Source organism: Novosphingobium sp. 11B, from assembly GCF_054589055.1.
In genome coordinates this window covers 2,080-21,465 of sequence record NZ_BAAILP010000278.1, presented here as the reverse complement: position 1 = coordinate 21,465, position 19,386 = coordinate 2,080, and the positions used below count along the sequence as shown (strand labels likewise).

The 19,386-nt window shown below is 65.0% G+C and carries 13 protein-coding genes and 1 pseudogene; 7 read left to right on the top strand and 7 right to left on the bottom strand.

Translation table 11 applies throughout. From position 1 onward, the window contains the following. Positions 1-5: 5 nt before the first annotated feature. The 6 genes and pseudogenes from ACYPYD_RS24140 to ACYPYD_RS24115 all read left to right on the top strand — a co-directional run bounded on the left by ACYPYD_RS24140 (position 6) and on the right by ACYPYD_RS24115 (position 6,077). Positions 6-464, top strand: a complete 459-nt coding sequence (locus tag ACYPYD_RS24140; protein WP_162177445.1) for a Zn-ribbon domain-containing OB-fold protein — start codon at positions 6-8, stop codon at positions 462-464. Next, positions 461-1,648 (top strand): amidohydrolase family protein, encoded by a 1,188-nt coding sequence (locus ACYPYD_RS24135; RefSeq protein WP_051587261.1) that lies wholly within the window; start codon positions 461-463, stop codon positions 1,646-1,648. Before ACYPYD_RS24140 ends, ACYPYD_RS24135 begins: the two co-directional genes overlap by 4 nt. A 12-nt stretch (positions 1,649-1,660) precedes the next feature. Continuing rightward, a complete protein-coding gene (locus tag ACYPYD_RS24130) occupies positions 1,661-2,665 on the top strand; it encodes a phytanoyl-CoA dioxygenase family protein (RefSeq protein WP_069709410.1) in 1,005 nt (334 codons plus the stop codon). A gap of 70 nt (positions 2,666-2,735) precedes the next feature. Beyond that, positions 2,736-4,067, top strand: coding sequence for an LLM class flavin-dependent oxidoreductase (locus tag ACYPYD_RS24125; protein ID WP_459665960.1), 1,332 nt, complete (start codon positions 2,736-2,738; stop codon positions 4,065-4,067). A gap of 234 nt (positions 4,068-4,301) precedes the next feature. After that, positions 4,302-4,606 (top strand): annotated as a pseudogene (locus ACYPYD_RS24120) (transposase); the annotation flags it as partial. Between the two features lie 370 nt (positions 4,607-4,976). Further along, positions 4,977-6,077 (top strand): glycoside hydrolase family 43 protein, encoded by a 1,101-nt coding sequence (locus tag ACYPYD_RS24115; RefSeq protein WP_036529862.1) that lies wholly within the window; start codon positions 4,977-4,979, stop codon positions 6,075-6,077. A gap of 32 nt (positions 6,078-6,109) precedes the next feature. On the opposite strand, the gene ACYPYD_RS24110 is transcribed toward ACYPYD_RS24115, so the two are convergent. The 7 genes from ACYPYD_RS24110 to ACYPYD_RS24080 form a co-directional block, all read right to left on the bottom strand. Then, on the bottom strand, positions 6,110-7,342 hold the full coding sequence (locus ACYPYD_RS24110; RefSeq protein ID WP_036529873.1) for an SGNH/GDSL hydrolase family protein: 1,233 nt from the start codon (positions 7,340-7,342) through the stop codon (positions 6,110-6,112). A gap of 79 nt (positions 7,343-7,421) precedes the next feature. Beyond that, the gene (locus ACYPYD_RS24105; RefSeq protein ID WP_459665959.1) at positions 7,422-10,304 is read right to left on the bottom strand and encodes a TonB-dependent receptor; all 2,883 of its coding nucleotides are present in this window, start codon (positions 10,302-10,304) and stop codon (positions 7,422-7,424) included. A 133-nt stretch (positions 10,305-10,437) separates the two neighbouring features. Continuing rightward, positions 10,438-12,114, bottom strand: coding sequence for a GH35 family beta-galactosidase (locus ACYPYD_RS24100; RefSeq protein WP_036529865.1), 1,677 nt, complete (start codon positions 12,112-12,114; stop codon positions 10,438-10,440). Positions 12,115-12,135: 21 nt separating this feature from the next. Beyond that, positions 12,136-13,419: an MFS transporter gene (locus ACYPYD_RS24095; RefSeq protein ID WP_036529874.1), complete on the bottom strand. Its 1,284-nt coding sequence runs from the start codon at positions 13,417-13,419 to the stop codon at positions 12,136-12,138. Between the two features lie 5 nt (positions 13,420-13,424). Beyond that, positions 13,425-14,636: a D-mannonate dehydratase ManD gene (manD, locus tag ACYPYD_RS24090; protein WP_036529868.1), complete on the bottom strand. Its 1,212-nt coding sequence runs from the start codon at positions 14,634-14,636 to the stop codon at positions 13,425-13,427. Between the two features lie 8 nt (positions 14,637-14,644). Further along, positions 14,645-16,966, bottom strand: coding sequence for a glycoside hydrolase family 3 N-terminal domain-containing protein (locus ACYPYD_RS24085; protein WP_459665979.1), 2,322 nt, complete (start codon positions 16,964-16,966; stop codon positions 14,645-14,647). 55 nt (positions 16,967-17,021) lie between these two features. Beyond that, positions 17,022-17,228, bottom strand: a complete 207-nt coding sequence (locus tag ACYPYD_RS24080; protein WP_459665957.1) for a hypothetical protein — start codon at positions 17,226-17,228, stop codon at positions 17,022-17,024. A 35-nt stretch (positions 17,229-17,263) separates the two neighbouring features. On the opposite strand from ACYPYD_RS24080, the gene ACYPYD_RS24075 reads away from it, so the two are divergent. Continuing rightward, positions 17,264-19,378 (top strand): alpha-glucuronidase family glycosyl hydrolase, encoded by a 2,115-nt coding sequence (locus tag ACYPYD_RS24075; protein WP_459665956.1) that lies wholly within the window; start codon positions 17,264-17,266, stop codon positions 19,376-19,378. Positions 19,379-19,386: the final 8 nt, after the last annotated feature.

The following is a 19,386-nucleotide window of genomic DNA, read 5'->3' as shown; positions in this document are numbered from 1 at the left end:
TGGTGGTGCACAAGAGACCCGACCGCACCCTGGGGCACGGTAACGACACTTTCTGGGCATGGTGCGACCGGCAGGAACTGCGCCTGCCGCGCTGTACCGGCTGCCATACGCTAGCCTGGCCGATCGAGGCCGCCTGCACGACCTGCGGCGGCGAGGGCTTCGCATGGGAACGGCTGTCGGGCCGGGGTGCCATCGCCAGCTGGTGCACGTTCGAGCGTGATTACTACCAGGGGCAGTTCCCGATGCCGTGGGACTGTATCCTCGTCGAGCTTGAGGAAGGGCCGCTTTTCATCGCCAATCCCGCCGGGATGACCGGGCAGGGCATGCGGCTGGGCCTGCCGGTGCGGCTAGCCTTCCTCGGTTGCGAGGACGAGGCCGGACCGTTCAACCTGCCTGTCTTCGAGACCGACGAGCGCGCCGACAGGCCTGCTCGAAGCCATCCAACCGAGGAGTTGATACCATGACCGTTCTGGAAAAGGTCGATGCTAATCGCGCGATCGAGGCGGCACCGCGTGTTGCCGATTATGTCGTCGATGCCGACGTCCACGTCACGCCGCCGCCGCAGATGTGGAAGGAGTATCTTTCGCCCCAATTCCGCGATCAGGCACCCACTGTCGAAACAGTTGGCGATGTCGACTACATAGTCTTCGAGGGCCAGCGCAAGCAGGTCCACCTGATGCAGAGTCAGGCCGGGCGCAAGACCAGCGAGTATAAGAACGTCGGCAAATTCTCCGACATGCGGCTGGGGGGCTGGCAGGCCGAAAAGCGCATCGAGGACATGGACCGCGATGGCATGGACAAGGCCGTGCTGTTCGGCGGCGGGCCACTACAAACGGGCAACCTCGACTTGTTCTTCGACAGTTTCGACGCCTTCAATCGTTGGCAGTCGGACTTTTGCGCTCACGCCCCCAAGCGCCTGTTTTCGGCCGCCTTCCTGCCCACGGTGGACGTGCCGACGACGGTCAGGATGATGCACGAGGCCAAGGTGCGCGGGGACGTCGCGGTCAACATTCCCGCCTTCCCGCAGTCTATCAAGAACTTCACAAAGATGAGTTCGATCTGGCAGGCAATGACCGGCGATGTCGGCGGCGAGCGGCAGTATCGCGATGCCGAGTTCGACCCTATCTGGGCCACCGCGCAGGAGCTGGACCTGGCGATCACCTTTCATCTGGGCGCGCGCATCTCGCGCTACAAGGACAAGACCAATTTCCTGCCGGACGTCCCGATGGGCAAGACGGCGATGCTCGAAGTCGTCTCGATCATGCTCTACGGCGGTGTGTTCGATCGCTTTCCCCAGTTACGGATCGGCCTGATCGAAAGCGGCGTGGGTTGGATTCCGTGGGCTTGCGAATACATGGACCGCACGTGGGAGATGCAGCGCCACTGGACCGAATGCGACATCAAGCATCCGCCCAGCCACTACTTCGACCAGAACGTCTACGCCTCGTTCATTTCCGATCGGATCGGCATCGAACTGCGTAACCGGCCCGGTTGCCGCAACATCATGTGGTCGTCGGACTATCCCCATTCGGAAACAACCTTCCCGCACAGCCACGCGGTGATCGCTGACAACTTTCGCGACGTGCCGCAGGCCGATCGCGACTGGATCATCGCGGGCTGCGCGGAAAAATTCTTTGGGCTTGGATGAGGCGAAGGCACGATGAAAATAGATGAACTACCCGATTCAGCCCCGCTGCTGACGGACCCGGAAGCGCTGCGGCAACGCTGGCGCGAAGACGGTGTCCTGTTCTTCAGGGACGTGATCGACCGCAATGCGATTGCCAGGGTTCGCGACGAGTATCTCGCACGGCTCAAGGATCTGGGCGTGGTGGATGCCTCATCGAGCGGCCCCGACTGGAACGGCAAGGATCGGGTGGACGGCGCCTTGGCACGGCCAATCGCGGACGATGTGTGGCGAAGCCTGGTGGCAGAACCCTCGTTCGATGCGGTGGTCAGCACTTTCCTGGGAGAAGCACCGACCTGGGTGCCTATCGTGGTCCATCGCACGGCGCCGCCGCTGTCACCCGGGACCAGTGCCGAGACGTTCGGAGCGCGCCACCAGGACGGCATCTACAATTATGGGATCGACTTCGTCACCTGCTGGGTGCCGCTGATGGATATCGGCGACGAAGTCGGCGGGCTGGCGGTGGTGCCCGGATCGCACAAGGCCAGCCTCTATCCGCCCGACGTGTTCAAGGACCCGAACACGCGCGTCGGCATTCCCCCCGACACGATTCCGGATGCCGCCTGGCGCCGGCCGGACTACAAGGCCGGGGATGTGCTCATGTTTCACAGCATGACGGCGCATGCGGGGTTGCCCAACAGGTCCAACAAGTTGCGGCTTTCGATGGACATCCGCTTTCTTCCCGCATCGGCGGCCCCGTTCGTCGGCCGGGTGGTCAGCGCGGACGAGACGCGAGTGCTCCTGCGCACCGAACGCGGCGAGGAGATGACGTTCGTGATCGACGAGCGGACGATCGTGCGCGGGCCGAAAGGGCATCCCGTCACCGGGCGCGACCGCGAGGGCATACTGTTCTGCAATGCCGAGATCATCGTCATGCCGGACGAGCGTGGCCACGCGGTGCTCATACGATCGTCGTCGCGCAAGTACGTCGATCTGCCAGCGGCTTGGTATGAAACCCTGCCAGCCGACTGGGTGCGATAGGTCTGAGGCGGATGCAGGCTACTCCATGATGGCGTATAAAGCATTGTAATAAAAAGAGGATGTCAGAGCGATGAGCCAGGAAAAAAGACAAATGAAGCTTGGCGCCTTTTGTGGTGGCAGCTACCATCAGGCCGGCTGGCGCCACCCCCAGGCAGACATCGGGTTCAGCCCCAGCATCGCCAGTTGGGTGGAACTGGCGCGCAAGCTCGAAGCGGCCAAGTTCGATATGCTCTTCGTCGCCGATACCGCCTCGCCGAGCAATGCGGAAAATCCCGAGGTTTTCCGTCGCCTCAGCGGAGGCGACAATCTCGAACCCATGACCTTGTTGTCAGCGATCTCGCAGCATACCCGGAACCTCGGGCTCGCGGGAACGATTGCGACCTCGTACCGCCCGCCATATGATGTTGCTCGCGAAGTGCTCTCGCTGGACGTGATCAGCGGCGGCCGGGTCGGCTGGAATATCGTCACAGGCCTTTCGCCGGATGACGCCGCACAATATGCGGACCAGACGTTTGTCCCCCAAGTCGAGCGCTACGCCCGCAGCGAGGAATTCGTCGATGTGGTGCTGAAGCTGTGGGAGGCGCTCGAAGTCGGAGCCTACCTGCGCGATCAGGCAAGCGGTATCTACAAGGATACCGACAAGATCCGAACCATCAATCATGTTGGCAAGTATTATCGCGTGCGCGGGCCGCTCAAAGGCGTGGCGTCGCCCCAGGAGCGCCCATTGCTCATCCAGGCGGGCCAATCGCCCGAAGGGCGCGCCATGGCGTCTCGCGTCGCCGAAGCGATCTTCACCGCGCAATCGACGTTCGAACAAGCCAAGTCGTTTCGTGACGACATTCGCAGCCGTGCGGCTGCCTGGGGCCGCGATCCTGATCACGTGAAGGTGTTGCCCGGAGCGCTGATCGTCGTGGGTGAAAGCAGGCAGGAGGCCCAGGACAAATGGGCACAGCTCGAAGGCCTGATCGATCTGCGCGCGGCAATGGCCTCGCTCCAGCTCGCGCTGAAGTCCTACGATTTGAGCGGTTGCGATCTCGATGCGCCGTTTCCGGACGTACCGCCGGAAACGTTGATCAGCCGCGGCGGCCATCACGTCGAAGCTGCGAAGAAGGAGGGACTTACCTTGCGCCAGGTCCTGATCCGCTCTTCAGCCTCCAATGCGCATTCGACGCTGATCGGTACGGCTAGCGACGTCGTCGATCAACTCGAGCACTGGTTCGAAGGTGGAGCCTGCGACGGCTTCAACTTCATGATCGCAGTCAACACGATTTCGCTAGATGACCTCGTCGAGAAGATTTTGCCAGAACTGCGCCGGCGGGGTCTTTTCCGCACTGAATATGAAGGCAGTACCTTGCGTGAAAATTTAGGCGTTCCCGCAGCGCCTTTGCCTATCCTGAATTGACGGTTGCCGCGGGAGGATTGTGAGTAGGTGAGTTATGAAACGTCTGGAGAGGCAGGAACTCGAAATCCGAAAGCTTTTTCAGGCGACTGCAGGCGGTGGGCGACCTTGGGGAAGGAGCGTTTCTACCGCCTGCAGAGCGCCGCTGATTCCACGGTATAGTTTAAGAGACTTCACTGATTAGGGCCTGGCGGGTCAAGCGGCTTCGAAGGTCGGCAGCACAAGCCGGAAGAGTTTATCGGCAAGCTGCGTGAAGTTGAGATTGTGCTGGCGCAGGGAGCGAGCACGGCTGAAGCTTGCCTTCGGATCGCGGTCAGCGAGCAGACCTATTATCGCCGGCGGAAGGAATACGGCGGCCTGAAGACCGACCAGGCGCGGCGGATGAAGGATGTGGAGAAAGAGATCCAGCGTCTTCGCCGAGCGATCTCGGACATGGCGCTGGACAAGTTGATCCTGCAGGAGGCTGCCAAGGGAAACTTCTGAGCCCTGCGCGACGGTGGCGCTGCATCGATCATTTACTACGAGAGTTTCCGGTAGCCGAGATGAGTGGATTACTGCGGGGTACTCGCCGCCATCTACGGTCTTCTGCCTGCGGTCGAAACGCGAGGCGCCAGCCCTTTTTTGCCGTTGGGCATGTCCAATAGTGTTGCGACGACCGGCTGAGTCCGCACAGCGATGCCTGACGCCGCCTTTCCAGCCCCCATTAATCGACGACGGAGGCCATCCCCAGCCAGGCGCCAATGGAGCGCAACCTTTGGAAGTTGGCTCGCGCTTTTACGACTATCGGAAAGGCGGTCGAGCCGGTTATGGTCTACGGCCTCCATTCTCCACGATGTTCGATAAACGCTTGCAAAATCCCAACTTTAAATGATAGCGCTATCTTGCTGTAATAAGTATCTTGCGGGAGATCGTATGCCAAGGAAATTCAGCTTATTGCCTTTGCTCGCGCTAGCATCGTGCATCGCCATCGTAGGCTGTTCGAAAGAAGCGCCTTCCAACGACGCTGTGAAGCATGTCGAGGCGGACAAGTCGAAGTACCTCTCGCAGCCGCTCGTCAGCGAGATCTACACGGCGGACCCGTCCGCGCATGTGTGGAACGGCAAGATCTACGTCTACCCCAGCCATGATGTCGACGGGCCGACGCCCGAGGACGACCTCGGCAGCCACTTCGAGATGCGCGACTATCGCATCCTGTCGATGGACAAGATCGGCGGGCCAGTGACGCTCGGCCCGGTGGCGCTCGACGTAAAGGACGTGCCCTGGGCCGAGAAGCAGATGTGGGCGCCGGATGCGGCATTCCGTAACGGCACGTATTACTTGTACTTCCCGGCCAAGGACAAGGCGGGCGCCTTCCGCATCGGCGTCGCCACCTCCAAGAGCCCGACCGGGCCGTTCAAGGCGCAGCCGGAGCCGATCAAGGGCAGCTACTCCATCGACCCGGCGGTGTTCACCGACGAAGACGGCGAGAGCTACATGTACTTCGGCGGTATCTGGGGCGGCCAGCTTCAGCGCAATGTCGACGGCAAGTACGATCCCAACGGCTCGAAGACCGACCTTCAGGCCGATGACAAGCCCGCGCTGCTGCCGCGTGTCGCGCGCATGAGCAAGGACATGCTGGAATTCGCGGAAAGCCCCCGCGAACTGCACATCGTTGACGAGAAGGGCAAGCTGCTGCTGGGCGGCGACCACGACAGGCGCTTCTTCGAAGCGGCTTGGATGCATAAGTACAAGGGCAAGTACTACTTCAGCTACTCAACCGGCGATACGCATTTCCTGGCCTACGGGATCGGCGATTCGCCTTATGGGCCGTTCACCTACAAAGGCCGCATCCTCGAGCCGGTGGAGGGGTGGACGACGCACCACTCGATCGTGCAGTGGGACGGGCGCTGGTGGCTGTTCTATGCCGACACGCAGCTATCGGGGCAGACCCGCCTGCGTAACGTGAAGGTGACCGAGCTGTATTACAACGCCGACGGGACGATCAGGACGATCGACCCGATGATCCGGCGGTAAAACGAAAGGGGCGCCCGGTCGGCGCCCCTTCTTCATTTCAGCAGCTGCAAGGAGACGGCCTCGCCCATGGCCTTGTAGCCGGCAGGGTTGGGATGGATTGCATCGCCGCCATCGTAGGCTGGGTTCAGGTGATCGGGACGCGCAGGATCGCGCATCGCCGCGTCGAAGTCGATCACCGCGTCGAAGTGGCCGGGCGTGCGAATCCAGGCGTTGATCGCCTGCCGATCGGCCTCGCTGGCGGCGGCGGGATGGTAGTACTCCATGCCCATGAACGGCAGCAAGGTGCCGCCGTAGACCTTGATCCCTCGCGCATGCGCACGCTCCACGATCTGCCGGTAGGCGGCGGTGACCCCGGCCACGAGCGCGGCGTGGACCTCGGGGGTGGCAGGCGCGTCGCGGGTCAGCATGCCGATGTCGTTGATGCCTTCCAGCACGATCAGGTCGGTGACGCCGTGCACCGAGAGCACGTCGCGATCGAAGCGCGCCACCGCGTTCGGGCCGGTGCCGTCGAGCAGCACGCGGTTGCCGCCAATGCCCTGGTTCACCACCGCGCTCTTTCCTGAAAGGCGGCGGGCCAAAACGTCGGTCCAGCGATCGTTGCCGTTGGTGGTGGAGCCGCGCCCGTCAGTGATCGAATCCCCGAGAGCGACGATGGCGCTGGCGCCGCAGCGGCGCATCTCGACGCCGGAGAGCATATACCAGTGATCGGTCGTCGCCGCGCCCGCGAAGGCGGTATCGCTCGTCCGGTCGCCGCTCAGCCAGTACGAGGTGGCGCGTGACCCCGGGTGGCCGGTCTGCTGCACCGGCAGCGCCGCGAAGTGCAGCGACACGGCGAGATCGTCGAATGCGGCGACGGGCATGCGGACGGGATCGGAGAGCCAGTCGGCGCCTGCGGGGACGACCACCCGCTCCTTGCCCGCGAAGCGCAGCGGCACAGAGGAACCGGCGGTGAGTGCGGGGTGCTGCGGGGAAGCCGCGCGCGCCAGCCTGGCGCTTTCGATGACCAGCGGCGCCTCGCCGAAGGCGTTGGAGAGACGGATGCGCAACTCGCTTCCGGCGATCGATGGGCGCACGATCTGGCGCAGGGTAACGTCGCGGCGGGCGGCTTCGGGCAGGCGGTCGTCACCGTTCACCGGCATCTGCGAAGAACCCCATGCGGCGGTCCATGGGCATTGCGTGGCTGCAGGTGCAGCCATGACGGGAAGCGGCGCGGCGAGTGCGAGCGCGGCGGTTAGAGTGGCGGCGAAAGCGGCTGGGTGCAGCATGTCTGCCATGAAAACGAAGTCTCCCGAAAAAGAAAGAGCCGGCACAAAGGCCGGCTCAGTGGGTAGGGTAGGGAGGAAATCAGAAGTTGGCCCTGATACCGGCCAGTACCTGACGGCCCGGCTTGTAGACCGAATAAGCCGCGTTCGAGTATTCGAAGGTGGTGCGGATCACTTCGTTAGTGATGTTCAGCACATCGAGCGTCAGGCGCACGCCGTCGTTGAGGAACGGCAGCTGGTAACCCGCCGACATGTCCAGCTGGCCGCGCGCGTCGTTGCGCAGCGAAGCGTTGGCGATGCCGTTCTGCGGCTTGTTCACGGCGATAGACTTGTCGTTCCAGACGTAGTTCACGCTGATCGACAGGCCGTTGTTCTCGTAGAAGCCCTGGAGGTTGTACGAGTACTTCGACACGCCGGTGGCGACGAGGCCTGAGGACGAGGACTGCTTCAGGTACGTGCCGTTGGCCGAGAAGCCGAGGCCCTTGATCAGGAAGTCGAGCGGCTGGACCCAGGTGGCTTCCAGACCCTTGATCTTCAGGTCGCTCAGGTTGACCGGGCGGTTGACCGTGATCGGCAGGTTGTTGACGGCGATGCCGGTGGCGGCCGAACGATCATTCAGAGCGTTCTGCTGCGTCGAGAGCAGGCTGTCGAAGGGGATGTTGAGCGAACCGAAGGTGACTTCGTCCGAGGTGGTGACGGTGAAGCCCTGGATGTTCTTCATGAATGCAGACAGGCCGATGTAGCCGATGCCGCCGGTGTAGAGTTCACCGCCGATATCGTAGTTGTCGGACGTGTAGGGCTTCAGGTCCGGGTTCCCCGCCGTCGCCGTCAGCGCCGACGGATCGGAGAAGGTGATGCCCGGCAGGATCTGGCCGGCATCCGGGCGGGTCATCGTCCGCGACGCGGATGCGCGCAGCTTGATGTTGTTCGCCAGGTCGTAGGTCAGGTTGATCGAGGGCAGGAAGTTCTCGTACTTCGACTTGGAGGTGATGTCGATGATCGAGGTGCCGACCTGGCTCGGCCCGGTGACGATCTGGTTGGTGTGCGCATAACGCATGCCAGCGTTGATGTGCAGGTCGCGGCCGGCGATCGAGGTCACGCCGTTCAGCTCGAAGTAGGCGCCCATGACCTCTTCGTCCATGTCGCCGGTCGCGCCGCCAGTCACGGCCCCGCGCGTTTCAGGTGCGCTGTCGCGATAGCCGGCGTAGTTGGTCGCGCTCTTGATCGCGTCGAAATTCGGCACGATGAAGCCAGCGACCGACGAGCTGTTCAGGTACTGCGAGATTTCGCCGGTTGTGATCGAACCGGTGTTGCCGGTGCAGCCGGTGCCGCAGACCGACAGCTGGTAAGCGGTGCTGTTGTCGTAGGCGCGGATCGAGCGGGTCGCACGGTCATAGGCCGCGCCGACCTTTACGTTGAACATGTCGTCACCGTACGTGACGTCGAGGTGCGCGCCCTTGGTCTCGGTCTTGCGGCGAACGAGCTGGATGTTCTGGCGATACCATTGCCAGGTGCCGCTGTCGGGGTCGTTCAGGTCGATGTTGCTGGTGATCGACGGATAGGAACCGCTCGTGTTGTCGTAATAGACGTCTACGCCTGACTGCGGAGTAGTCTGGAAGGCCCAGGTCGGCTGTTCGCGGAAGAAGCTGCTCTTCGAATAGTTCGCGCTGGCCTCGATCTTGAGATCGTCAGTCGGCTGCCAGGTCACGCTGGGGTTGATGTTCCAGAACTTGGTGGTCTGCTTGAACAGGCTGGCTTCGAGGAAGAACGACGAGTTGGCGAACGTGCCGCTGGTGACGACGTTGTTGTCATCCACTGTCAGGTCGATCGGGATCATGCCGCCGGTCGACTGCGCGCTGGTGCCGGGGCCCGAGTTGCGGACCTGCCAGTTCATGTTGACCTTGCTGTAGTTGCGCTGCGACTTGGCCCAGAGGCCGTCGAGCGCGAAATGCAGCTCGTCGCTGGGGCGCCATTCGAGCGACGCGAGGGCCGACACGCGCGAACGGGTGCCTTCGGTCAGGCTCTGGCGGCCGAGGCGCGGGATCAGCGCGGTGCTGAGCTGGTCGGCGGTCAGGCCGGAGGTGGCCACCACATCGACGGGAGCGCCGGGAGTGAGGCCGTGGCCCGCATTGGCGGGAACGACCGAAGCCCACGAGAAGTTGTTGCCGCCTTCGTCAGTGCAGTCGGTGCCGCAAGGCAGGTTGCCATCGGTCCAGCCGACCGACTCGAAGCCCTTCACGCGGGTCTTGGTCTTCACGCCGGCAACGCCGACGAGGATGCCGAAAGTGTCGGTGGTGTGGCTCGCCACGATCGCGCCGCGCGGGCTGAACTTGTCGTTGGTGTCGGTGTACTGGCCCTGCGCCACCACCGTGACGTGGGTGCCTTCCTTGTCGAAGGGCCGCGCATTGCGCAGGTTCACGGTGCCGGCAATGCCGCCTTCGAGCGTCGAGGGCGACGGGCTCTTGGCGAGGTCGAGACGGGTGAACAGTTCCGAAGGGAAGAAGTCGAGGTCGACTTCGCGGTTGGCGCTGCCGCCGTTGGTGCCGCCATCGGACGCCACCTGCAGCTGCGAGCCGTTCAGCAGCACGCGCGTGAAGCTGGGGCCGAGGCCGCGGATGGCGACTTGGGTGCCTTCGCCGTTGATGTCGCGGTTGAGGCGCACGCCGGGCATGCGGTTGAGCGTTTCGGCGAGGTTGGTGGCGGGCAGCTTGCCGATGTCCTCGGCGAAGATGCTGTCGCCGAAGGTCACCGCGTCGCGCTTGGCGTTGGTCGCGCTCTGCAGCGAGCCGCGGATGCCGGTGACGATGATGTCAGGGGCAGTGGCGCCGGAATCGTCCACGGATTCACTGGTGGTCTGTGCCTGCGTTGCCGCGGCGTCCTGCGCCTGCGCGGCAGTGCCGACGAACGGGGTGAGCGCGGCAGCGCCCAGAAGAACGGCACGGACGGTCACGAAATTGGGTCGCATGATATCTGAACTCCCTCCCAAGCGCCTGCTGCCCTCTGCTTAGTGGCTCGCAGGAAGCGCTGTCGTTGCTAGCGCTATCATTTTTACATATTCCTGTGGCCGACTGCCGTCAAGAACAATGATAGCGGTATCTTTACTTGTAGGTGTAGAGCTTCACCCGCTGGATTTGCCATTGGCCCGGGAACAGCCGGATATGGCGGCCCTGGTGAGTCTGGTCACCGTTGAGCAGGCGGCCGGGCACCCATTTTCCGGCGGCGTCATAGTGGCCTTCCCAGGCCGAATCGATCCCTGCAAGGGCTCCGCCGTCGGCGCGCGGCTTGAAGGTCACGGTGATGCCTTGGCCGGCGATCAGGTATTCCTCGGGGCTGGTCTGGATGATGATGCCGCCCGCCGCGGCGACGGCGGCATTGGCGGCCTTGCGCTCCTCCGCCCCGGGATTGGCGCCCGGCTTGGGGGCATCGACATAGCTGATGGTGAAGCGATAGGGCCCGACGTCGCGCGTTTCCGGCTCGGCGACAAGGGTTTCGTCGTAGAGCTGGCGCGGCTTGAAGCCGACCATACGATCGGTGCCCTGCGCGTCGAGGATATAGGGCTTGAGCTGCTGCAGCACGCCGTAGGCATCCTTGAGCGCGCCGGGGTTCTCGTCGATTGAATCGATCGAGAACGGGCCGAAGCCGATCGCGTCGAGCTGGCCGATGGCATAGAACGCGTTCGCCGGGGCGATGGGATTGTCGGAGTTATGCGCCTCCGGAATGAACAGCACGTTGTCCGGCCGTTTGTACCCGTTCACGATCTCCACGAAGTTCGGGAAGTAGATGTCGGGCGCCAGGAAATCGAGGTGCGGGGCGCCTGCCTTCCAGACGTCGAGCAGGTGCGGCAGCGGGCCGCCGCTGGGGTACTCGCCGGGAATCCGGCCCGGCCGGTTGAGCGCCACGTTGACGTACATCGGCAGCGGGTAGGCGGCCTTGCCTGCCGCCGCCAGCTGGTCTGCGAAGCGGGCGTAGTGCCAGGCGGCGAAGATCTCGGCAGAGGTGTCGCCCGCGCCGAACAGGTCTTCCCACGTGCCGCTGGTGCGCGCGCCGCGCTCCACCCACACGCGCTTCATGGCGGGGACCAGCGTGTCCTTGTGCGCGACGAGGTAGTTGACGAGGTCGGTTGGCACCGGCTCGCGGAAGGCGGCGCTGGCCGCCGCGCTGTAGTCGCGTGCGACGGGAAGCATGCCGATCTCGTTCTCGACCTGCACCATCAGTACGGTGTTCTGGGCGGCGTCCACCGCCTTGATGTGCGCCAGAAGCGCGGCATAGGCGCGCTGGTCGGCCTGCAGGGTGTCGCCGCCGAAGGTGGAGAGGATTTCGACGCTCTGGCCATTGGGCATCGCCGCGCGCGGGAAGCGCTGCTGGTCGCGCTTGATCCATGCGGGGACGTAAGTGGACATGGAATTCTTCCACGCGCCGAACCACAGCACCACCAGCTTGAGGTTGTTGGCGCGCGCGGCCTTGATCTGCGAATCGACCGAGGACCAGTCGAACTGCCCCTCGACCGGCTCGATCAGTTCCCACGACACCGGGGTAATCACGGTGTCGAGGTTCATGTCCTTCAGGCGCTTCCAGTGCGGCGCCATGTAGTCCGCGCTGGACGAGGCCGAGTTGCTAAGTTCGCCCGCGATCATCAGCACGGGCTTGCCGCCGACGATCAGCTGCTTCGTGTCGCCCTTGGTCTCCAGCCGGGGTACGTCAGCTTGCGCCGGTGCCGCGAAAGCGAGGGCGGTGGCCAGTATCGAGGTGGCAGCTAGTGCCGTGCGTAAGGTCATCCTGATGCTCCCGAATTTATCTTATGCGTGCGTGGACTGGTAGCGCGGCAGGATCAGGTGGATCACTACGAGCGCCACCAGATAGGCGCAGGAGGCGACGAGGAAGATCGGTTCGTAGCTGCCGATCGTCTCGAGGATCACGCCTGCGAACTTGGCCATAAGCATGCCGCCCACCGCGCCCGCCAGTCCGCCAAGACCGACGACCGAGCCGGTCATCCAGCGCGGCATCGTATCGCCGGGCAGGGCGTAGAGGTTGGCGGAGAAGCCCTGATGTCCGGCGCAGGCGAGGCCGATCAGCGCCACCGCCGTCCACAGGCTGGTGGCCTGCGGGGCCAGCGCGATCGGCACGGCGCACAGCGCGGCCAGCAGCATCGCCGTCTTGCGCGCGCGGTTGAGGCTCCAGCCGCGACCCATCAGGCGCGAGGAGGTCCAGCCGCCGGCCACCGAGCCGACGTCGGCCAGCAGGTACACCGCGATCAGCGGCGGGCCGAAGTCCAGCATCTTGACGCCGAACTGCTTGTTGAAGAAGTCCGGCAACCAGAACAGGAACGTCCACCAGACCGGGTCGATCAGGAAGCGGCCCAGCATGTAGGCCCAGGTCTGGCGCAGGCGCAGCACGTCGCGCCAGCGCACCGGCTGTACCGGATCGATGGGGTCGGCCTCGATCCATGCCAGTTCCTCAGCCGTAAGCGTCTTCTTCTCGCGCGGGCGGCGGTAGAAGCCCAGCCACGCCGCCAGCCAGATCACCGTCAGCGCGCCGGTCAGGATGAAGGCCCAGCGCCAGCCCAGCGTTAGCGCGATCACCGGCACCACCAGTGGCGTCAGGATCGCGCCGACGTTCGATCCGGCGTTGAAGATGCCGATCGCCAGCGCACGCTCGCGCTTGGGGAACCACTCGTTGGTCGCGGCGATGGCGGCGGGGAAAGTCCCCGCCTCACCGATCGCGAGCGGGATGCGCGCCAGCAGCATGCCGCTAGTGCTGGTGAACAGCACGTGGGCGATGTGCCCGAAGGTCCAGAGCGCCACCGCCAGCGCATAGCCCGCACGCGCGCCGATCCGGTCGATCAGGCGCCCGAAGAACACATAGGCGATGCCGTACCCCGCCTGGAACCAGATCGCGAGGTCGGCATAGCCGCTCTCGCTCCAGCCGTAGCGCGCCTGCAGCTCGGGCTTGAGCGTGGGCAGGACCAGACGGTCGACATAACTGAGCACCACCGCCGCGAACAGCAGCGCGCATACGATCCAGCGCACGCGCCCGGCCGGTTTGGCCGGGGCTTGCGTTTCGACGGCGGTGACCGCCTGCATCGTGCTCACCAGTTGTACATCGTGCCGTCTTCGAGACGGTTCACCGGCAGGAAGGCGCGCTTGTATTCGTAGCCGGCGGCCAGTTCCTCGTCGATGTCGACGCCGAGGCCCGGCGCTTCGCCCGGATGCATCATGCCGTTCTCGAACGTGTAGGCATGCGGGAACACGGCGTCCGTCTCGGGCGTGTGGCGCATGTATTCCTGTATGCCGAAGTTGGGCACCGAGAGGTCGAAGTGCAGCGCGGCGGCCATGCAGACCGGCGAGAGATCGGTGGCGCCGTGGCAGCCGGTGCGGATCTGGTAGAGGTCCGCCAGCGCGGCGATGCGGCGCAGATGGGTGATGCCGCCTGCGTGGACGACGGTGGCGCGGATGTAGTCGATCAGCTGGTTCTGGATCAGATCCTTCGCATCCCAGATCGAATTGAAGATCTCGCCCACGGCCAGCGGCGCGGTGGTGTGCTGGCGGATCAGCTTGAACGCTTCCTGGTTTTCGGCAGGCGTCGCGTCTTCCAGCCAGAACGGGCGGTAGGGCTCCAGATCCTTGCCCAGACGGCCCGCCTCGATCGGGGTCAGGCGGTGGTGGATGTCATGCAGCAGGTGCACGTCCCAGCCCAGCGCCTCGCGCGCGGCCCTGAACAGTTCGGGCACGACGCGCAGGTACTTCGAGGTGTTCCAGACGTTCTCGGTTGGCAGGTCGGCGTCGGCAGGCTCGTAGAAATACTTGTCCTTCGAGACGCCGTAGGTCGAGGCCATGCCGGGAACGCCGCACTGCAGGCGGATCGCCTTGTAGCCCTGCGCCTGATAGTCGAGCGCGACATTGATCGTATCCTCGATCGAGGTGCCGTTGGCGTGGCCATAGACCATCACGCCCTCGCGGCTGGCGCCGCCGAGCAGCTGGTAGACCGGGAGCCCTGCGATCTTGCCCTTGATGTCCCACAGCGCCATGTCGACGGCGGCGATCGCGGTCATCGTCACCGGGCCGCGGCGCCAGTAGGCACCCTTATAGAGATACTGCCAGACGTCCTCGATGCGGTGCGCGTCGCGGCCGATCAGGCAGGGGACGACGTGGTCGGTCAGGTAGCTGGCGACCGACAGTTCGCGGCCGTTGAGAGTGGCGTCACCGACGCCGGTGGTGCCGTCGTCGCAGGTGATCTTGAGGGTGACGAAGTTGCGGCCGGGGCAGGTCACGATGACCTTGGCGTCTACGATCTTGGGCATGATGGTCCTCAGGCGATTTCGAGGGTTGCGGTCTTCAGGGCGGCGCTGCTGTTGCCGACCATGATGTCGAAAAGCCCGGGCTCGACGACTTCGCGCATGTCCTCGTTCCAGAGGCTGAAGTCGTCGGGGCCGAGGGTGAATTCCACCTTGCGGGTCTCACCGGGCTTGAGCGTGACGCGGCGGAAGCCGCGCAGTTCCATGACCGGGCGGGTAACGCTCGCCTCGCGGTCGTGGACGTAGAGTTGCACCACTTCGTCGCCTTCGCGCGCGCCGGTGTTGGCCACTTCGACCGCGACGGTGACGGTGCCCGCCGCCGCGATTCGCGGGGCCGAGAGGGCAGGGGCGCCGAACGCGAAACTGGTGTAGCTGAGGCCGAAGCCGAACGGGTAGAGCGGCGCGGTGTCGGAGAACAGATAGCCGCGCTTGGCCGATGGCTTGTGGTTGTAGAAGAACGGCACCTGGCCCACGTCCTTGACTACGGTGACGGGCAGCTTGGCACCGGGGTTGACGTCGCCGAACAGCGCTTCGGCCATGGCGGTGCCGCCTTCCTGGCCCAGATACCAGCATTCGAGGATCGCATCGGCCTGCTCTGCCACGGTCGGCCACGAGGGCGGGCGGCCGTTGAGCGCGACGACGATCACCGGCTTGCCGGTGGCCTTGAGTGCTGTGAACAGCGCGTTCTGTTCGCCCAGGAGGTCGAGGTCGGTGCGGTCGCCGAGGTGATTCTTGGCATAGCCTTCGCGGCTGGTCTGCTCGGTGTCGCCGATGGCGAGGATCACCACGTCGCTGGCCTTGGCTGTTTCGACCGCCCCGGCGATCAGCGCGCGGTTCTTCGCGGGATCGGCCAGCAGCACTTCGTTGGCGGAGCGGTCCTCGCTTTGCGTTATGAACACGCCCTGGGCGAAGACGACTTCGGCCTTGCCCTTGAGGCGGGCCGTGATGCCCTCGACGAGGTTCACACTGGAGCGCGGCTCGGACGAATAGCCGCCGAGGCGCGTGACGTTGGCGTTGGGGCCGATCACCGCGACGCGCTTGTGTGCGCCGGGGGTGAGCGGAAGTACGCCGCCATTCTTGAGCAGGCAGATCGACTTGCGTGCTGCCTCAAGAGCCAGCGCGCGCGCCTCGGCATTGGCGGTGAGTTTTGCCGAAGCCTTGGGGTCGATCGGTCCCGCCTCGAACATTCCGGCGCGGAACTTGAGCGTCAGCATGCGGCGGCATGCGGCATCGACGACCGAGATCGGCACCAGCCCCTTGCGGACCTGATCGGCGAGCGTGCGATAGGCCTCGCCATCGGGCAGGTCGGTATCGACGCCCGCATGCAGCGCGAGCCGCGCGGCGCCCTCAAGGTCGGCGGCGAGGTGGTGGAACGTCGCGAGTTCGGGGATCGCGGCATAGTCGCTGACGATGGCGCCGTCGAAGCCCCATTCGCCGCGCAGCACGTCGTTCAGCAGCCAGCGGTTGGCGTGGCTGGGGATGCCGTCGATCTCGTTGTAGGATGGCATGACGGCGGCGATGCCGGTGCGGCGCACCACTTCGCGGAACGGCGGGAAGAAGCTGTCGTACAGTTCGCGCTTGCCGAGCGGGGCCGGGGCGACGTTGTTGCCAGCTTCAGGCTGGCCGTGGCCGGTCATGTGCTTGAGCGTGGCGAAGACCTTGCCCTCGGGCAGTTCCTTGCCGGGGCCCTGCAGCCCGCGCACGGCGGCGACGCCCATTTCGCCGCACAAGTACGGGTCTTCGCCGAAGGTTTCCTCGATGCGGCCCCAGCGCGGGTCGCGGGCGATGTCAACCACCGGGGAGAGCGCCAGCGTCGAGCCGTGGGCGCGAACCTCGCGGCCGATCACCGACTGCACGCGCTCGACCAGTTCGGGGTCGAAGCTGCCCGCCATGGCGATCGCCTGCGGGAAGCTGGTCGCCTCGGGCGCCATGTAGCCGTGGAGCGATTCCTCATGGAACATTACCGGGATGCCAAGGCCGGTCGCGCGCGCCCATTTCTGGGTGGCATTGACGAAGGCGATCGTCTCGGCGGGCCTCCGCCAGCGGCCGGTGACGTCGGTGCCGGTGTTGTTCGCGGTCGCCGCGCCGCCCCGGTCGGAGGGACGGGCGATCTGGCCGATACCGTGGGGATAGGCGATGGTGGCGCGGGCCGGATCGAAGGCGCGGTCCTCGTCCATCACGTCGCGCTTGCGGGTGGACAGGGTGATGATCTGGGCGACCTTCTCGTCCAGCGTCATGCGGCTCATCAGGTCGGCGACGCGCAAGTCCACCGGTGCGCGGGCGTCCTTGTAGACCGGCCCGGCGGCACGCGCGGCGACGGGCAGGAAGGCCAGCATCGAGGCGCCGCCACCCCAGCCGAGAAGGACGCGGCGCGATACGGCGAAACGCGATTCAGCCGGGCGCAGGCTCATGCGACAACCCCGGCGCACGGCAGGCATGCAGCCGCAAGACGACGATCAAATGCGTGACAGCATCCCAATTCCCGGTACTCTCAAATGCCTGTTCCGGCTGGCGTTGCACCGATTCGCCAAACAGCGTTGCTTGCGTCGGTGTTTTTGTGATAGCGCTATCTTTCACAACAACGGCAAGGCTTGTCAACCAGCTTGGACAGGCAAATTTGAGGGATGCTCGGGATGGAGAGGCGAATTTCGCGGATCGGCGCGTGGAGCGCATGCCTGCTGGCGGGGTCGGTGCTGGCGATCGGCGCGCTGCCGGGCACGGCGCTGGCGAACGACGGCTACGACTTGTGGCTTGCCCCTGCGGATAAGGGCGCTGCCGCAGCCGAGGTGACGGTGATCGGGGATTCGCAGACGTTGCAACTGGCAGCCGCCGAGCTGCGCCGCGACCTGACCGCCGCACCGCTGCCGGTCGTGCTGGCCCGCGCGGACGCCCCGGAACTGGCTGCGCTGGGCCTGCCTACCGCCATGCTTGGTGCCGAGGGCTACCTCGTGTGCGCTGCCACGGTCGCCGGGCGCCCTTCGCTGCTGGTCACCGGCAATTCCGATACCGGGGTGCTTTACGGCGCCTTCGCGGCGATCCGTGCGCAGAAGACCGGCGGCGATCTGGCGAAGCTCGACCTCACCTCCACGCCGAAGGTCAGGCTGCGCGTGCTCAACCACTGGGACAACCTCGATGGCAGCGTGGAGCGTGGCTATGCGGGGCAATCGCTGTGGGACTGGTGGACGCTGCCGGACTTCAAGGATCCGCGCTACACCGACTATGCCCGCGCCAATGCCGCGCTCGGCATCAACGGGACGGTGCTCAACAACGTCAACGCCAGCCCCGACAGCTTGAGCGCCGCCTACATCGCCAAGGCCGCCGCGCTGGCCGACGTGCTGCGGCCCTGGGGCATCAAGGTCTACCTCTCCGCGCGCTTCTCCGCGCCGATCGAACTGGGCGGGCTGAAGACCGCCGACCCGCTCGATCCGCAAGTGCAGGCGTGGTGGAAGGCCAAGTCGGACGAGATCTATCGCGCGATCCCCGACTTCGGCGGCTTCCTGGTCAAGGCGAACAGCGAGGGCCAGCCCGGTCCGCGCGACTATCACCGGACGCATGCCGAGGGCGCCAACATGCTCGCCGCCGCCGTCGCGCCGCATGGCGGCGTGGTGATGTGGCGCGCCTTCGTCTACGCCGAGACCGACCCCGACGACCGCGCCAAGCAGGCCTATAGCGAGTTCAAGCCGCTCGACGGCAAGTTCGCCGACAACGTGCTGATGCAGGTCAAGAACGGCGCGATCGACTTCCAGCCGCGCGAGCCGTTCCATCCGCTGTTCGGCGCGATGCCGAAGACGCCGATGATGCTGGAACTGCAGATCACCAAGGAATACCTCGGTTTCGCGACGCACCTCGCCTACCTCGGCCCGCTGTTCGAGGAAGTGCTGGAGGCGGATACCCGCGCGAAGGGCAAGGGTTCGACGGTGGCGAAAGTCGTCGACGGCGCGCTGGAGGGGCATGACCTCACCGGCATGGCGGGCGTCGCCAACATCGGGCGCGACCGTGACTGGTCGGGTTCGACGTTCAACCAGGCCAACTGGTATGCCTTCGGCCGCCTCGCCTGGGATCCGACGCTGTCGGCCGAGGCGCTCGCCCGCGAATGGGCGCGCCAGACGTTCGGCGACGATCCGCGCGTGGTCGACACCGCCGTCTCGATGATGATGGAATCGCGTGAGGCGGTGGTCGACTACACCGGCCCGTTCGGGCTCGCGCACCTGATGGACACCGGCCACCACTACGGGCCGGGGCCATGGGTGAACGACCTCGCCCGGCCCGAGTGGAACCCGATCTACTACCATAAGGCCGACCGCAGCGGCATCGGCTTCGACCGCACCAGCACCGGCAGCAATGCCGTTGCCCAGTATGCGCCGCCCGTCGCGCGCATGCTTGCCGATCCGCGCACGACGCCGGAAACCGAACTGCTGTGGTTCCATCATCTGCCGTGGGACTGGAAGATGAAGTCCGGCCGCACGCTGTGGCAGGAGATGGTCGCCCGTTACGATCGCGGCGTCGCCACGGTGGCGCAGATGCAGCAGCAGTGGGACGGCGTGAAGGACAAGGTGGACGCCGAACGCTGGTCCAAGACCGCGACCTACCTCGCCATCCAGCACAACGAAGCGCGCTGGTGGCGCGATGCGAGCCTGGCCTACTGGATGTCGGTCAACGGCTTGTCTCTGCCGGAGGGCAGCCTTGCGCCCGAGCACGATCTGGCGTGGTACAAGGCCCAGCGCTTTCCCTACGCTCCGGGGCATTGACGTGAGGC

Bases quoted from the DNA above. Each gene is read 5' to 3' on its own strand.
- ACYPYD_RS24085 (WP_459665979.1), bottom strand. From the start codon at position 16,966: ATGCTGGCCTTCCTGCCCGTCGCCGCGCGTGCCGCCGGGCCGGTCTAC.
- ACYPYD_RS24105 (WP_459665959.1), bottom strand. From the start codon at position 10,304: ATGCGACCCAATTTCGTGACCGTCCGTGCCGTTCTTCTGGGCGCTGCC.
- ACYPYD_RS24115 (WP_036529862.1), top strand. From the start codon at position 4,977: ATGCCAAGGAAATTCAGCTTATTGCCTTTGCTCGCGCTAGCATCGTGC.
- ACYPYD_RS24110 (WP_036529873.1), bottom strand. From the start codon at position 7,342: ATGCTGCACCCAGCCGCTTTCGCCGCCACTCTAACCGCCGCGCTCGCA.
- ACYPYD_RS24095 (WP_036529874.1), bottom strand. From the start codon at position 13,419: ATGCAGGCGGTCACCGCCGTCGAAACGCAAGCCCCGGCCAAACCGGCC.
- ACYPYD_RS24100 (WP_036529865.1), bottom strand. From the start codon at position 12,114: ATGACCTTACGCACGGCACTAGCTGCCACCTCGATACTGGCCACCGCC.
- ACYPYD_RS24075 (WP_459665956.1), top strand. From the start codon at position 17,264: ATGGAGAGGCGAATTTCGCGGATCGGCGCGTGGAGCGCATGCCTGCTG.
- ACYPYD_RS24135 (WP_051587261.1), top strand. From the start codon at position 461: ATGACCGTTCTGGAAAAGGTCGATGCTAATCGCGCGATCGAGGCGGCA.
- ACYPYD_RS24130 (WP_069709410.1), top strand. From the start codon at position 1,661: ATGAAAATAGATGAACTACCCGATTCAGCCCCGCTGCTGACGGACCCG.
- ACYPYD_RS24125 (WP_459665960.1), top strand. From the start codon at position 2,736: ATGAGCCAGGAAAAAAGACAAATGAAGCTTGGCGCCTTTTGTGGTGGC.
- manD (WP_036529868.1), bottom strand. From the start codon at position 14,636: ATGCCCAAGATCGTAGACGCCAAGGTCATCGTGACCTGCCCCGGCCGC.